This is a genomic window from Streptomyces fildesensis, from assembly GCF_016107395.1.
In the GTDB taxonomy this organism is placed as follows: Bacteria; Actinomycetota; Actinomycetes; order Streptomycetales; family Streptomycetaceae; genus Actinacidiphila; species Actinacidiphila fildesensis.
Map to the genome: position 1 here is coordinate 152021 of NZ_JAAIKO010000011.1, position 15212 is coordinate 167232.

Consider the following 15212-nt stretch of genomic DNA (forward strand, 5'->3'; position numbering starts at 1 on the left):
AAGATCCATGGACCGCGCACGATCGCCGAGGAGGACGAGAATGTTCGCGATATCGCTGGGTGACGGAGCCGAACTGCGGCCGCTGGAACCTTGGCGGGCCGAGGAGTTCCTCGCCCACATGGACCGCGGCCGCGAATACATCGGCCAGCACGTCGGGCTCCCCGACGTGACCGCCGACCTCGACTCGGCGCGGAACTGGCTCCAGTCGTACGCGGACAAGACCGCCGCCGACGCCGGACGGCTGTACGGCATCTGGCTCGACGGGCTCCTCGTGGGCGGCGTCCTGTTCCGGGTCTTCGACGCGAAGGCCGAGACCTGCGAGGCCGGTTGCTGGCTGGAGCCGGCCGCCGCCGGCCGCGGGCTGGTCACCCGCGCGGTGCGTGTGATCATCGACTGGGCGGTCGAGGAGCGCGGAATTCACCGGGTGGAGTGGCTGGTGTCCTCGAAGAACACACCGAGCATCAACGTGGCCAAGCGGCTCGGCATGAGCCGGGACGGGGTCCAGCGCGAGAGTTCCCTCTATCGGGGCATCCGGCAGGACACCGAGATCTGGTCGGTGCTCGCCCCCGAGTGGCGTGCCGCGCGTGCCGCCGATCCCTCCCGGTCCCAGGCCTGACGCCGCCGCCCGATCGGGGCCACGACCTGCGTACTGGCCGGGCGGAGAACGCCCGGCCAGTACGTACGCCATCCCGCTACGGACCGGTCGAGCGCCTCAGTACTGCTCCGCCACCCAGTCGTACCAGTCATCCATCCCCTCACCCGTCGTCGCCGACACCGTCAGCACCCGCACCTTCGGATTCACCGACCGCGCGTACTCCGCGCAGCGGTCGACGTCGAAGTCGACGTAGGGCAGCAGATCGATCTTGTTGATGATGACCAGATCCGCGGCGGCGAACATGTACGGGTATTTCAGTGGCTTGTCCGTGCCCTCGGTGACCGAGATGATGACGACCTTGCTGCGCTCACCCAGGTCGAACATCGCGGGACACACCAGGTTGCCCACGTTCTCCACCAGGATCAGCGAACCGGGGGCGGGAGACAGGGACCCGAGGGCGGTGTGCATCATCTCCGCGTCGAGATGGCATCCCGCACCGGTGTTCACCTGAACCACCGCGCATCCGGCCCGCTTGATCCGGTCGGCGTCGAGCGTGGTCTCCTGGTCGCCCTCGATGACCGACACCGCACGTCTGCCCGCGAGATCACCGATCGTTCGTTCCAGCAGCGTGGTCTTTCCGGCTCCCGGTGAACTCATCAGATTCACCGCCACGATCCCCTGGCCGGCCAGCCAGTCGCGGTTGCGCGACGCGACATCCTCGTTCTTGGCGAGCACCCTCTGCTCAAGGGTGATCGTCTCGCCGTTCACCGGATGGCTGTGCCCGCCCCCGGTACCGCCGTCGGCGTGGCAGCCACAAGTACCGCACATACGTCAGCCCACTTTCATCGAGATGATCTGGAGCTCCTGACCCGAGGTGATGTCCACGTCGGCGCTGCCGCACGGACACAGGAGGATCAGATCGGCCAGGGTGAATTCGGTGTCACATGCACGGCAGTGTCCAGCGCCGGCGGGCTGGTCGATCTCGAGGCGCGCGCCCTCGGCCACTGTTCCCGCGGTGACCAGATCGAAGCAGAAACGCATCGCGTCGGCCACCACCGCGGTCAGCATTCCCACCCGGACGGTCACCACCCGTACCGGCCGCCCGGCAGCGCGTTCACATACCGCGTCGACGACGCTCTGCGTGATCGACAATTCATGCATCAGCGCCTCGCTCCAGCGTCACCGTCTAATGGCACATTCCGTGACCGGCCGGATCGCATACGACCGGTGGCCTCTCGCGCGTGAATCACTCGTTCGGCCCAATACGAGCCACGGATGATTGTCGATAAGCCCGCGGCCATCGAGCGGATTCCCGTGTTGACAGCGCGCTCTGACGGAGTCTAGATGGTACCAATGTGAGCGACACCACACGTGCGAGCCGAAGGCGATCCCCGTAGCACGGCGGATCTGCCTCCGGCCCCGGAAGGCGGCGGCATTATGCCGACAGAGGCTGCAATAAAAGCGGAAGAAACATTGATCCATGTTCTGTGGATCAATGCGGGTCTCAGCTGTGACGGCGATTCAGTGGCACTGACCGCCGCCACCCAGCCCAGCATCGAGGAGATCGCCCTCGGCGCCCTGCCCGGCCTCCCCCAGGTGGCCGTGCACTGGCCGCTCATCGATTTCGAATGCGGCCCCACCGGCGGCGCCGACGACTTCCTCGAGTGGTTCTTCAAGGCCGACAGAGGCGAACTGGAACCGTTCGTGCTGGTCGTCGAGGGGTCGATCCCCAACGAACAGCTGCACGACGAGGGCTACTGGTCGGGCTTCGGCAACGATCCCGCCACCGGTCAGCCGATGACCACCAGTGAGTGGCTCGACCGGCTGGCCCCGAAGGCCACCGCCATCGTCGCGGTCGGCACCTGCGCGACCTACGGCGGCATCCACGCCATGGCGGGCAATCCGACCGGGGCCATGGGAGTGCCGGACTATCTGGGCTGGGACTGGAAGTCCAAGGCCGGAATCCCGATCGTGTGTGTCCCCGGCTGCCCCATCCAGCCGGACAACCTTTCGGAAACCCTGACGTATCTGCTGTACATGGCCACCGACCAGGCCCCGATGATTCCCCTCGACGACGCACTGCGTCCGGCCTGGCTGTTCGGCCAGACCGTGCACGAGGGCTGCGACCGGGCCGGCTACTACGAGCAGGGCGACTTCGCGACCGAATACGGTTCGCCGAAATGCATCGTCAAGCTCGGCTGCTGGGGCCCCACCGTGAAATGCAACGTGCCGAAGCGCGGCTGGATGAACGGTATCGGCGGCTGCCCCAACGTCGGTGGAATCTGTATCGGCTGCACCATGCCGGGATTCCCGGACAAGTTCATGCCGTTCATGGACGAGCCCCCCGGCGGAAAGCTCTCCACGAACACCGTCGGACTGTACGGCGCGACCATGCGGCGGCTGCGCCACATCACGACGCACACGCTCGACCGGGAGCCCAAGTGGCGCAAGCCCGGAAAAGACCTCACGACCGGTGCCACCCGCACTTGGTGACCCACCGCAACAGACAGAAAGATGAGGCGGCGCAATGACCGCGACGCAACGCAAGGGTGGCAGCGGGACCCAGGGCAAGGACGGCCTGGTGGAGATGGCGTGGGACCCCATCACCCGCATCGTCGGCAGCCTGGGCATCTACACGAAGATCGACTTCAAGCAGCGCGTGGTCGCGGAATGCCACAGCACGAGCTCCATCTTCCGCGGCTACTCGGTCTTCATGAAGGGCAAGGACCCTCGCGACGCGCACTTCATCACCAGCCGGATCTGCGGGATCTGCGGTGACAACCACGCCACGTGTTCCTGTTACGCGCAGAACATGGCGTACGGGGTGAAGCCGCCGCACCTCGGCGAATGGATCGTCAACCTCGGCGAAGCCGCGGAGTACATGTTCGACCACAACATCTTCCAGGAGAACCTGGTGGGGGTCGACTACTGCGAGAAGATGGTCGCCGAGACCAACCCCGGAGTGCTGGAGAAGGCCAATCGGACCGACTCCCCGCACGCGGAAGCCCATGGGTACAAGACCATCGGCGACATCATGCGCTCGCTCAACCCGTTCACCGGTGAGTTCTACCGTGAGGCACTCCAGGTGAGCCGGATGACCCGGGAGATGTTCTGTCTGATGGAGGGCCGCCACGTGCACCCCTCCACGCTCTATCCCGGCGGTGTGGGCACCGTCGCGACGATCCAGCTGATGACCGACTACATCACCCGGCTCCAGCGGTACGTCGAGTTCATGAAGAAGGTCGTGCCCATGCACGACGATCTCTTCGACTTCTTCTACGAGGCGCTGCCCGGGTACGAGATGGTCGGCAACCGCCGCATCCTGCTCGGCTGCTGGGGCTCCTTCCAGGATCCCGAACACTGCAACTTCGAGTACAAGGACATGACCGACTGGGGCCGGAAGATGTACGTGACCCCGGGCGTCGTCGTCGACGGCAAACTGGTCACCACCGACCTGGTCGAGATCAACCTCGGCATCCGCATCCTGCTCGGCTCGTCGTACTACAACGACTGGGAAGAGCAGGAGATGTTCGTGACCCACGACCCGCTCGGCAATCCGGTCGACCGCCGGCACCCGTGGAACCAGCACACCAACCCGCAGCCGCAGAAGCGGGACCTGGGCGACAAGTACAGCTGGGTGATGTCACCGCGGTGGTTCGACGGCAAGGACTATCTCGCCCTCGACACCGGTGGCGGACCGCTGGCCCGGCTGTGGACCACGGCGCTGGCCGGGCTGGTCGACATCGGCTACATCAAGGCCACCGGCCACAGCGTGCAGATCAATCTCCCCAAGACCGCGCTCAAGGGTCCGGTGGAGCTGGAATGGCGCATCCCGCAGTGGAGCAACACCATCGAGCGCAACCGGGCGCGCACCTACTTCCAGGCGTACGCGGCCGCCTGCGCGCTGCACTTCGCGGAGAAGGCGCTCGTGGAGATCCGCGCGGGACGCACCAAGACCTGGGAGAAGTTCGAGGTCCCGGAAGAGGCGGTCGGCTGCGGGTTCACCGAGGCGGTGCGCGGCGTCCTCTCGCATCACCTGGTGATCCGCGACGGCAAGATCGCCAACTACCACCCGTACCCGCCGACTCCGTGGAACGCGAGCCCGCGCGACTCCTACGGCACACCGGGACCCTACGAGGACGCGGTGCAGGGCCAGCCGATCTTCGAGGAGAACGACCGGGAGAACTTCAAGGGCATCGACATCATGCGCACGGTGCGCAGCTTCGACCCCTGTCTGCCGTGCGGCGTGCACATGTACCTCGGCGAGGGCAAGAAGATCGAGCGGCTGCACTCCCCCACCCAGTCCGCGGGCAGTGAATGACGTGGCGGAGCACAGCGCGTCCCCCGCGCCCGAAGTGACAACGGCCGGCTCCGCGCCGTCCGCCTCCGCGCCGTCCGACTGGCGGGTGACCGGTGAGCGCATCGACACCCTGATCGCCGCCAGTGCGTCCGGGGGTGCCATCGCGCGCGAACGCAGCGAGGAACTGGTCCGGCTCGTCACCGATTTCTACGGTGCCGGGCTGGAACGGCTGCTCGACCTGCTGTACGAGCAGGGTCGTCTCAGCGGCGACGTCCTGGCCTCCTTCGCCGCAGACGAGCTGGTGACGAGTCTGCTGCTCGTGCACGGCCTGCACCCGTACAGCGTGGAGACGCGCGTCGAGCAGGCGCTGGAGAGCGTACGGCCCTATCTGGGCTCGCACGGCGGCGACGTGGAGCTGCTCGGTGTGTCCGACGACGGCGTGGTCCGGCTGCGGCTGCTCGGCAGCTGCGACGGCTGCCCGTCCTCCTCGGCCACCCTCAAGCTCGCCGTGCAGGGCGCCGTCGAGGCGGCAGCTCCGGAGATCATCACGATCGAGGTCGAGACCACCACGGACGGGGAGTCCGGAGCCTCCGGGCCGATGGTCCCGGTCGAGGCGCTGTTCTCCCGCCTCCACGAGACGGTTCCCGCTCCTGACGACTCCGGCTCGTCCTGGGAGCTCGTCCCCGAACTGGCCGGCCTCGAACCCGGTGCCGTCACCCGGTTCACCGCCGGGCTCGTCCCGGTGCTGGCCTGCCGTATCGGCTCGGACCTCTTCGCCTTCCGGGACCGCTGTGCCCGGTGCGACCGGCCGCTGGAGGGCGCCGTACTGGCCCGGCGGCTGGGCGGCGCCTCCGATGACGGGGTGCTGCGGTGCCCCGCCTGCCTTGCGCACTACGACGTGCGGCGGGCCGGTGCCTGCGTCGAGGCGGCGGACCTGCACCTGGACCCGCTGCCGCTGCTCGCGGACGGCGCGACCGTCTCGCTCGCCGTACCCACCCCGGCGGCGACATGATCAGCGGAAGCCGCTCGACGTCACCCGTGGCCTCCCTGCTCCGGGTGACGCGCAACCGCCCGCAACCGGTTGCCGGGGAACGCTGCGAGATGTGCGCGGAGTCGATCGACCCGGGTCACTCGCATGTGGTGAACCTGGAGAGCCGGGCCCTGATGTGCAGTTGCCGGGCCTGCTACCTGCTGTTCAGCGATCAGGACGCGCATCTGCGCTATCGCGCGGTCCCCGAGCGGTATCTGTCCTTCGATGGTCCGACCGTCGACGAGCGGACCTGGGACACCCTGCAGATCCCGGTCGGGCTGGCCTTCCTGTTCCGCAATTCCGTCCAGGGCCGCACCATCGCGTTCTATCCGGGCCCCGCGGGCGCCACCGAGTCCGAACTGCCGCTGGACGCCTGGGACACCATCGTCGAGGCCAATCCCGAACTGGACGTCCTGCTCCCCGATGTGGAGGCACTGCTGGTGCGCCGCGGGGACGGCTCCGGTGGGTCCTGTCATCTGGTGCCCATCGACGCCTGTTACGAACTGGTCGGCAGGCTGCGGACCCTGTGGCGCGGCTTCGACGGCGGCCGCGAGGCGCACGACGCGATGGACGCGTTCTTCGCCCACGTGGCGGAGCGCAGCCGGCCCGCGACCCTGGACGACCGGTCGTGACCGGCCTCGGCTTCTCCGTGCTCGACGTCGTCGCCGAGCCGTACGCCGTCGCGCCGCAACTCACCGCGCGGCTGCGGATCGAGGAGGACAGCGGCGAGCGGATCCACGCGATCGTGCTGCGCTGCCAGGTCCGCATCGAGCCGCAGCGACGGCATTACGACGCCACCGAACAGGACGGGCTGCGCGGGCTGTTCGGCGATCGGGAGCGCTGGTCCGACACCCTCAAGCCCTTCCTCTGGATGCAGTGCAACACGACGGTGCAGGGGTTCACCGGTACCACCGAGGTCGACCTCGCCCTGCCCTGCACGTACGACTTCGACGTGATCGGCTCCCGCTATCTGCACGCCCTCGGCGAGGGCTCGGTGCCGCTGACGCTGCTCTTCTCCGGCACGGTGTTCACCAAGGGGACCGCAGGGTTCGGCGTACGGCAGGTGCCCTGGGACTGCGAGGCCCGCCATCAGATGCCGGTCACGGTGTGGCGGCAGATGATCGCGTCCTACTTCCCGAACTCCGGCTGGATCAGATTGGACCAGGACGTGCTCGACCGCATCGCCGACTTCCGCGCCCGGCGCGGGCTGATCAGTTGGGACGAGACCGTGCACACCCTGCTGGCCGACATCGGCGAGGTGGTCCTGTGAACGCGCTGAGCCCCGCCGGCCCGGTGAGCCTCGACCACGTCCGCACGATCGCCGACGCGGTGCTCTACGAGGGATATCTGCTCTACCCGTACCGGGCGAGTTCGCACAAGAACCGGTCACGCTGGCAGTTCGGAGTCCTCGGGCCGCCGTCCGCGTCCGCGGCGAGCTTCAGTGAGGACCCGGGCATGGAGATGCAGTGCCTCCTCACGGCCCCGCACGAGCCGCCCGGTGGCGTCACGATCCATCTGCGCTTCCTCCAGCTGCAGGTCCGCGAGGTGCAACGGCGCGACGAGGACGGCGGCTACACCCCGGTCGAGCAGCTCACCGTGGACGGCGTGTCGGTGCTGAGCTGGGACGAGGCGGTGGAGCGGGAAGTCATCCTGCCCGCACTCGCCTGGAACGAGGAACTCGATCAACTGCACCGCATCACCGGCGGATCGGAGACCGAACCGCTGACGGATCCGAACGGCGCCGAGGTGGGCCGCATCGTGCGACGCCGCGAACCACTGGCGGCCAGGATCCGTACCCGCTGGACGGCCGACGACGGGTTCGTACGGCTGTCGGTGTCGGTGGACAACGAGCACCCGGACACGGCCGCCGACAAGGACGCCGCGATCCGCGCGTCACTGATCGGCTCGCATCTGCTCCTGCAGGCGCACGGGGCCGGGTTCGTCTCGCTGCTCGAACCCCCCGACGAGGCGGCCGGTGCGGCCGGCCGCTGTCAGCAGCGGCGGTGCTGGCCGGTGCTGGCGGGACCGAGCGGGACCACCGACACCGTGCTGGGCGCGCCCATCATCCTGTACGACCACCCTGAGGTGGCGGAACAGAGCGCGGGCGCCCTGTTCGACTCCACCGAGATCGACGAGATCCTGACGCTGCGCGTGATGACCATGACGGACGAGGAGAAGGCGGAGGCCCGGGCCACCGACCCCCGGGCGCGGGAGATCATCGATCGTTGCGACGGCATGTCGCCCGCGGACCTGCAACAGCTCCACGGCCTGCTCCGCGATCCGCATGCGCCGCAGGCGGGTCCCGCCGGTCCTTCTCCTGCCGACACGCCGAGACCCTTCGACGCCGATCCCTTCGACACCGGTGGCGTCCCGTGGTGGGATCCCGCGACCGACGCCGCGGTGCAGCCCGAGTCCGACGCGGTCGTCATCAACGGCGTCCGGGTGGCCAAGGGCAGCCTCGTCCGGGTGCACCCGTCCCGCCGTGCGGACGCGCAGGACCTGTTCTTCGCCGGCCAGGTGGCGCGGGTGACCGCGGTGCTCTCGGATGTCGACGGAGCGGTGCATGTCGCCCTGGTCCTCGTCGACGATCCGGCGTCGGACCTGCACGACTGGTACGGCCGTTACTTCTACTTCGCCCCCGACGAGCTGGAGCCCCTGGCCGTCGAGAGCTCCAAGGAACACCGAGAGGAGACCCCATGAGAACCCTGGGCGTGATCACCACAGGCGTGGCCGCGGCCGTGGCGCTGGTCGTCGTGGCTGTGGGAGTGAAGTCGATCCCCGACATCCGCCGGTATCTGAGAATGCGTTCGATGTGAGCGAGGGAGCAGGTCCTGACGTGGCCGGCGGGGTGCTGGTCGCGGGCGTCGGCAATCTCTTTCTCGGCGATGACGGCTTCGGACCCGAGGTGGTGCGCCGACTGGCCGGACCCGGCGGCCTCCCGTCACGGGTCCAGGTGGTCGACTACGGGATCCGCGGTATGCATCTCGCCTATGACCTGCTCAACGGGTACGACGCCCTGGTGCTGGTCGACACCTACCCCGGGGGCGGTCCTCCCGGGGAGGTGACGGTGCTGGAGATCACCGCGGAGCACCTCGGTACGGGTGAATTCGACGCGCATGGCATGAATCCGGTGTCAGTTCTGGCAAATCTGGATCAATTGGGCGGTACTCTTCCCGTCACCTACCTCGTGGGCTGCACTCCCGCCGGAATCGACGAAGGCATCGGGCTCAGTGAGGCTGTCTGCGCCTCGGTACCCGACGCGATCGAGGCGGTGCATCAGCTGATCCGTCGTCTGCTGCCGCCCGAACCCACCGAGACCGTCCCGTCCGCCGTTCCCCGGAGGTCCTGATCATGTGCCTTGGCATTCCTGGTCAAGTGGTGGAGATCGTGGACGGGTTTGCCGGGCAGCTCGCACTGGTCGATGTGGAGGGCGCACAGCGGCGGATCAACATCGGCATGCTCGACGAAGCCCCCGGCCCCGGCGACTGGGTCCTGCTGCACATGGGCTTCGCGATGGAGATCATCGACCAGGACAAGGCCCGCGAGGCGCTCTCGGGTCTGGAGATGATGGGGCAGGCCCGCACCCGCCGGGTCCGGCGCAGGTTCGAGGTGCGCGGTGTCGTCCAGGGTGTGGGGTTCCGGCCCTTCGTCTACGTCACCGCCTCGGAGCTGGCCCTCGCCGGCTCGGTGGCGAACACCAGCGCCGGCGTGGTCGTCGAGGTCGAGGGCGACGCGGAGGCGGTGGCGGAGTTCGGGCGGCGGCTGTGCACGGACGCCCCTCCGCTCGCCATCGTGGAGAGCGTGCGGGATTCCGAGCGGCCGACACGTGGCGGTACGGAGTTCACCATCGAGGACTCCAGCGACGGCGGCCGCGCCCGTACGCTCGTCTCCCCCGATGTCGCCACCTGCCAGGAGTGCCTGACCGAGCTCAGTGACCCGGCGAATCGCCGGTACCGCCATCCGTTCATCACGTGCACCCACTGCGGCCCCCGGTTCACGATCGTCACCGGTACCCCGTACGACCGGGCCGCCACGACCATGGCGGCGTTCGACATGTGCGACGACTGCCGGGCGGAGTACGACGATCCGGCGGACCGCCGGTTCCACGCCCAGCCGATCGCCTGTCACACCTGCGGACCCCGGCTCGAACTGGTCCGCAAGGACGACGGTCGCCCGGAGCACGGCGAGGACGCCCTGCGCGCCGCACGGGAACTGCTCGCCGACGGCAGGATCCTCGCGATCAAGGGGCTCGGCGGCTACCACCTCGCGTGCGACGCCCGCAACGACGCGGCCGTCGCCGAGCTGCGACGCCGTAAGCAGCGCGGTGGCAAGCCGTTCGCGGTCATGGTCGCCGGTACCGGGGTCGCCGAACAGCTGGTGACGATGACCGGGGAGGAGCGGGAGCTGCTCTCCGGCATCCGTAAGCCGATCGTGCTCCTGCCGCGGCTCCGGGCGGAGCCGGCGGCCGGCGTGTCCGACGCTGTGGCGCCGGGCAACCCCGACCTCGGACTGCTGCTGCCCTACACCCCGTTGCACGTTCTGCTCTTCGGGGTCGGGGACGACCGGCCGGGCCCGGACGCGCTGGTGATGACCTCCGCGAATCTGTCCGGCGAGCCCATCGTCACCGACGACGCGGAAGCCATCGCCACCCTGGCTCCGCTGGTCGACGGCTGGCTGCGGCACGACCGGGCCATCCATGTCCCGTGCGACGACTCGGTCAGCCGGTTCGTCGCGGGAGCGGAGCTCCCGATCCGCAGATCCCGCGGCTACGCGCCGCTGCCCCTCGCCCTGCCGTTCGACGTACCGCCGACACTCGCGGTCGGCGCGGACCTGAAGAACACCTGCGCGCTCGGGGAAGGCCGCTACGCCTGGGTCAGTCAGCACATCGGCGACATGGACGACCTGTCCACCGTCGAAGCACTGACCAGGACCGAGAGACACCTCGAACGCCTCACCGGCGTCGAGCCCCGTCAGCTGGTGGCCGACCGGCATCCCGACTACCGGTCCGGCGTCTGGGCCCGCACCCACGCGAACGGCAGGCCGGTGCGGACGGTGCAGCACCACCACGCGCACATCGCGTCCGTGATGGGCGAGCACGGGCTCGGCGCCGGCGAGAGCGTGATCGGGGTCGCCTTCGACGGCACCGGCCACGGAACCGACGGGGCCGTCTGGGGCGGCGAGGTACTGATCGCCGACTACACGTCGTTCCGCAGGGCGGCGCACCTCGGCTACGTGCCCCTGGCGGGCGGCGACGCCAGTGTGCTGCGCCCCTACCGGATGGCGCTCGCCCACCTCCGCGCCGCCGGGGTCGCCTGGGACGACGACCTGCCGGCCGTCGCCGCCTGCCCCGTCAGGGAGCGCGACGTCCTGGCTCACCAGTTGGAGAGCGGGTTCGGCTGTGTGCCCACCTCGAGCATGGGCCGGCTCTTCGACGCCGTCGCCTCGCTGGCCGGTGTCCGGCATCAGGTGGAGTACGAGGCCGAAGCCGCCATCGAGCTGGAGGGCCTGGCCCGCGCCTCAGCGGCGGACGGCGACGGGACGGCGAGCCGCTACGCCTTCGCCGTCCGGTCCGCGAACGCCACGTATCCAGCCGTCGCCGACCCGGGGCCGGTGATCCGCGCGGTGGTGCACGACGTCCGCGCCGGGATCTCCCCGGAACACATCGCCGCCCGCTTCCACGCCGCCGTCGCCGTACTCGTCGTCGACCTCGCGGAGATCTGCCGTGCGCAGTCCGGCCTGGAGGTGGTGGCGCTCGGTGGCGGTGTCTTCCAGAACGCCGTGCTGCTGGAGGAGGCGCAGCGCATGCTGACCGGCCGGGGGTTCACCGTCCTGCGGCCCCGGCTGCTCCCCCCGAACGACGGTGGCATCGCCCTCGGCCAGCTGCTGATCGCCGCGTCGGGCTGACCCCCGGGGCCCGGACGCATCCACCGGGCTCCCCACGGATACCCAGGGATTCAGGAATTCAGGATTCACAGAGAAGAGGGACCATGTGTCTGGCAGTTCCGGGGCGTGTCCTCAGTACCGCCGAAGTCGACGGCACCTTGATGGCCCAGGTCGATTTCGGCGGGGTGCGCAAAGAGGTGTGCCTGCAGTACGTCCCCGACGTGACGATCGGTGAGTACGTCGTCGTGCATGTCGGGTTCGCCATCCAGCGCCTCGACGAACGGTCGGCGCAGGACACGCTGGCCAACTTCGAGCGGCTCGGAATCCTGGCGGAGGAATTCGGCGACGGGTTCGAACTCGCGGCCAAGCACAAGGAAACCCCAGAAGGAGCCGGCAGATGAAGTATCTCGACGAGTTCAGCGACCCTGACCTGGCGAAGAAACTCCTGGACCAGATCCATGCCGCCACCACCCGGCAGTGGGCCATGATGGAGGTCTGCGGGGGCCAGACCCATTCGATCATCCGGCACGGCATCGACCAACTGCTGCCCGAGGGCGTCGAGTTGATCCATGGGCCGGGTTGCCCCGTCTGTGTGACACCGCTGGAGATCATCGACCGCGCTCTGGCCATCGCCGCCCGCCCGGGAGTCATCTTCTGCTCCTTCGGCGACATGCTGCGCGTGCCGGGCAGCAGCCAGGACCTGTTCTCCGTCAAGAGCGCCGGCGGCGACGTCCGGGTCGTCTACTCGCCGCTGGACGCGCTGAAACTGGCCCGCGAGAACCCGGACCGGGAAGTCGTCTTCTTCGGGATCGGCTTCGAGACGACCGCGCCGGCCAACGCGATGACCGTGTACCAGGCCAAGCGACTGGGGGTGCGGAACTTCTCCCTGCTGGTCTCCCATGTCCTGGTGCCGCCGGCCATCGCGGCCATCATGGAGTCCTCCACCTGCCGGGTGCAGGCCTTCCTCGCCGCCGGGCATGTGTGCAGCGTGATGGGCACCTCCGAATACCCGCCGCTGGCGGAGAAGTACCAGGTCCCCATCGTGGTCACCGGCTTCGAGCCGCTGGACATCCTCGAAGGCATCCGCCGGACGGTCATCCAGCTCGAAGCGGGCCGCCACGAACTGGAGAACGCCTACCCCCGCGCGGTACGCGACGAGGGCAACCTCCCCGCCATGGAGATGCTGCGCGATGTGTTCGAGGTGACCGACCGGACCTGGCGGGGCATCGGGATGATCCCGCAGAGCGGCTGGAAACTCTCCGGGAAGTACCGCGAGTTCGATGCCGAGCTCCGGTTCGACGTGACCGGCATCCATACCGCCGAGTCGGCACTGTGCAGGTCGGGCGAGGTCCTGCAGGGCCTGATCAAGCCGCACGAGTGCGCGGCGTTCGGCAAGGAGTGCACCCCGCGCAACCCGCTGGGCGCGACGATGGTGTCGTCCGAGGGCGCCTGTGCCGCGTACTACACCTACCGCCGACTGGAACTGGTCGATGCCAAGTGACTGATGCGATGCAACGCGTGGGCGACCTCGATTTCGAGAGCTGGGTCTGCCCCGTCCCGCTGCGGGACACCCCGACCGTCGTGATGGGGCACGGGGGCGGCGGGGTGATGTCCGGGGAACTGATCGAGCATCTGTTCCTACCCGCATACGGCACGGCGGCGGCAGCGGAGCTGGGTGACTCGGCCGTCCTGTCCATCGGCGGCACCCGGCTCGCCTTCTCCACGGACTCGTTCGTGGTGAAGCCGATGTTCTTCCCCGGCGGGTCGATCGGTGACCTGGCGGTGAACGGAACCGTCAACGACCTGGCGATGGCGGGCGCGACGCCGCTGTTCCTCTCCACCGCCTTCATCCTCCAGGAGGGCACCGAACTGAGCGAACTCGGCCGGATCGCCGAGGCGATGGGCACGGCCGCGCGGGCCGCGGGCGTCCGCCTGGTCACCGGGGACACCAAGGTCGTCGACAGCGCCAGCGGTGACGGCGTCTACATCAACACCGCGGGTATCGGGGTGATCGCCGACGGGGTCGACATCGACCCGCGTCGCGCGCGGCCCGGCGACGCCGTGCTCATCAGCGGCGACATCGGGGTGCACGGCGTGGCGGTGATGAGCTGCCGCGAGGGCCTGGAGTTCGGCACCACCGTCGAAAGCGACACCGCCCCCCTGCACGGCCTGGTCGCCGGCATGATCGCCACGGGCGCGGATCTGCACGTCCTGCGTGATCCGACCCGCGGCGGGGTCGCGGCCTCGCTGAACGAGATCGCCCGTGCGTCGGAGGTCGGCATCGACCTCGTGGAACGGGACCTGCCCGTCCCGCAGACGGTGCGGGACGCCTGCAGTCTCCTCGGGCTCGATCCGCTGCAGGTGGCGAACGAGGGCAAGCTGCTCGCCATCGTGCCCGCCGAATGGGCGGATCAGGTGCTGGAGGCGCTGCGGGCACACCCGCTGGGCCGGTCGGCGCGCCGGATCGGCACCTGTGTACCGGATCACCCCGGGATGGTGGTCGCCAGGACCGGACTGGGCGGAACCCGGGTGATCGGCCTTCCCATCGGCGAGCAGCTCCCGAGGATCTGCTGAATGAGCGCCCGGGGCGCGCTCCTCTTCGCGCGATACGCCTACCCGCCCAACGAGCTCGGCTACTGCGGTCCGGCCGATGCGTCCGCCCTGCTCGATTCCGGCGCGACCGCCGGAATCGAGCGGCGGGCGCGGCAGTTCGAGGGCGCCTGGTGCTACCTCGAATTCCTCGCGGAAGCGGCAGGAATTCCTGACCCGCTCGACGAGCGGGTGGTCGAGGCCTACTGGATCGGCAACGACCTGCTGGAGCAGGCCGGTTCCGCGGCACTGGTGGACCGCATGCTGGACCGGTTCCGTGGCCAGATCGGCGGCACCTGGCGCGAGGCGGCACACCGCGCCCTCGCCCACCACAGCTTCCAGGTCTTCGACGTCTACCCGTGGGCGCATCTGCTCCGCACGACCGACAACCTGACCGCTCTGACCGTTCTCGATCAATGCCGCATCCGCACCGGGGTCGTCCTGGACGTCGCCGGTGAGTCGGCGACCGTCACGTCCAGCCCGCTGAGCTGGAGCGGGACGGCGGTGGAGACCGGGCCGCAGCGGCAGGAGGTGGTCCGCTGGTCGACCGGCGGCAGGACGCTGCTCGACGGGCTCTCCCCCGGCGACCGGGTCGCCCTGCACTGGGACTGGGTGTGCGACGTGCTCACCGAGGACCAGGTCGCCCGCGTCGAGTCCCTGGAAGCCCGGCAACGCAACGCGCACAGCAGCATGGCGCGGTGAGGGCGGAACCGGGCGGGTGACGGGGCCATATGGCGCCGTCGTTCGGGTGACCTTACGGACGCGCGTCGGTCGTGAGTGCGGGCCGGCGCGCAAGGATTTCCGGTCAGGGTCCC

Annotated in this window: 16 protein-coding genes; 14 read left to right on the forward strand and 2 right to left on the reverse strand. The window is 69.0% G+C overall.

Annotated features, from left to right (window positions below):
* Nucleotides 1-40 precede the first annotated feature (40 nt).
* A complete protein-coding gene (locus C6N31_RS18470) occupies nucleotides 41-616 on the forward strand; it encodes a GNAT family N-acetyltransferase (protein ID WP_138351536.1) in 576 nt (191 codons plus the stop codon).
* 96 nt (nucleotides 617-712) lie between these two features.
* Here the strand turns inward: C6N31_RS18470 and hypB are convergent, their stop codons facing one another.
* Both hypB and C6N31_RS18480 read right to left on the reverse strand, forming a co-directional pair.
* A complete protein-coding gene (hypB, locus tag C6N31_RS18475; protein WP_244808964.1) occupies nucleotides 713-1363 on the reverse strand; it encodes a hydrogenase nickel incorporation protein HypB in 651 nt (216 codons plus the stop codon).
* A gap of 63 nt (nucleotides 1364-1426) precedes the next feature.
* The gene (locus C6N31_RS18480; RefSeq protein ID WP_138351534.1) at nucleotides 1427-1756 is read right to left on the reverse strand and encodes a hydrogenase maturation nickel metallochaperone HypA/HybF; all 330 of its coding nucleotides are present in this window, start codon (nucleotides 1754-1756) and stop codon (nucleotides 1427-1429) included.
* A 276-nt stretch (nucleotides 1757-2032) separates the two neighbouring features.
* Here C6N31_RS18480 and C6N31_RS18485 point away from each other — a divergent pair, with 276 nt between their 5' ends.
* From C6N31_RS18485 to C6N31_RS18535, 13 genes are all read left to right on the forward strand, one after another.
* Nucleotides 2033-3088, forward strand: a complete 1056-nt coding sequence (locus C6N31_RS18485; protein WP_138351533.1) for an NADH-quinone oxidoreductase subunit B family protein — start codon at nucleotides 2033-2035, stop codon at nucleotides 3086-3088.
* 34 nt (nucleotides 3089-3122) lie between these two features.
* Complete coding sequence (locus C6N31_RS18490; protein ID WP_138351532.1) at nucleotides 3123-4916, forward strand: nickel-dependent hydrogenase large subunit; 1794 nt, start codon at nucleotides 3123-3125, stop codon at nucleotides 4914-4916.
* A gap of 1 nt (nucleotide 4917) precedes the next feature.
* The gene (locus C6N31_RS43915) at nucleotides 4918-5907 is read left to right on the forward strand and encodes a NifU family protein (protein ID WP_198357854.1); all 990 of its coding nucleotides are present in this window, start codon (nucleotides 4918-4920) and stop codon (nucleotides 5905-5907) included.
* 44 nt (nucleotides 5908-5951) lie between these two features.
* The gene (locus C6N31_RS18500; protein WP_269283376.1) at nucleotides 5952-6557 is read left to right on the forward strand and encodes a DUF5947 family protein; all 606 of its coding nucleotides are present in this window, start codon (nucleotides 5952-5954) and stop codon (nucleotides 6555-6557) included.
* Nucleotides 6554-7195, forward strand: a complete 642-nt coding sequence (locus C6N31_RS18505) for a DUF6084 family protein (RefSeq protein ID WP_138351530.1) — start codon at nucleotides 6554-6556, stop codon at nucleotides 7193-7195. Before C6N31_RS18500 ends, C6N31_RS18505 begins: the two co-directional genes overlap by 4 nt.
* Entirely contained in the window at nucleotides 7192-8625 is a 1434-nt protein-coding gene (locus C6N31_RS43920; RefSeq protein WP_232485356.1) for a hypothetical protein, read from the forward strand. Before C6N31_RS18505 ends, C6N31_RS43920 begins: the two co-directional genes overlap by 4 nt.
* Nucleotides 8622-8741: a DUF6893 family small protein gene (locus C6N31_RS46920; protein ID WP_381586983.1), complete on the forward strand. Its 120-nt coding sequence runs from the start codon at nucleotides 8622-8624 to the stop codon at nucleotides 8739-8741. Before C6N31_RS43920 ends, C6N31_RS46920 begins: the two co-directional genes overlap by 4 nt.
* Nucleotides 8738-9274 carry a hydrogenase maturation protease gene (locus tag C6N31_RS43925; protein WP_307811469.1) on the forward strand — a complete coding sequence of 179 codons (537 nt, stop codon included), beginning with the start codon at nucleotides 8738-8740 and terminating at the stop codon, nucleotides 9272-9274. The genes C6N31_RS46920 and C6N31_RS43925 overlap by 4 nt, the downstream gene beginning before the upstream one ends.
* Nucleotides 9275-9276: 2 nt before the next feature.
* Nucleotides 9277-11829, forward strand: coding sequence for a carbamoyltransferase HypF (gene hypF, locus C6N31_RS18515; protein ID WP_198357856.1), 2553 nt, complete (start codon nucleotides 9277-9279; stop codon nucleotides 11827-11829).
* 83 nt (nucleotides 11830-11912) lie between these two features.
* Nucleotides 11913-12209 (forward strand): HypC/HybG/HupF family hydrogenase formation chaperone, encoded by a 297-nt coding sequence (locus tag C6N31_RS18520; protein WP_138351528.1) that lies wholly within the window; start codon nucleotides 11913-11915, stop codon nucleotides 12207-12209.
* Complete coding sequence (gene hypD, locus C6N31_RS18525) at nucleotides 12206-13309, forward strand: hydrogenase formation protein HypD (RefSeq protein WP_138351527.1); 1104 nt, start codon at nucleotides 12206-12208, stop codon at nucleotides 13307-13309. The genes C6N31_RS18520 and hypD overlap by 4 nt, the downstream gene beginning before the upstream one ends.
* Before the next feature lie 8 nt (nucleotides 13310-13317).
* Nucleotides 13318-14382: a hydrogenase expression/formation protein HypE gene (gene hypE / locus C6N31_RS18530; protein WP_198357857.1), complete on the forward strand. Its 1065-nt coding sequence runs from the start codon at nucleotides 13318-13320 to the stop codon at nucleotides 14380-14382.
* Nucleotides 14383-15099 carry a DUF6390 family protein gene (locus tag C6N31_RS18535; protein WP_164292585.1) on the forward strand — a complete coding sequence of 239 codons (717 nt, stop codon included), beginning with the start codon at nucleotides 14383-14385 and terminating at the stop codon, nucleotides 15097-15099. It begins immediately after the preceding gene.
* The last annotated feature ends 113 nt before the right edge of the window (nucleotides 15100-15212 follow it).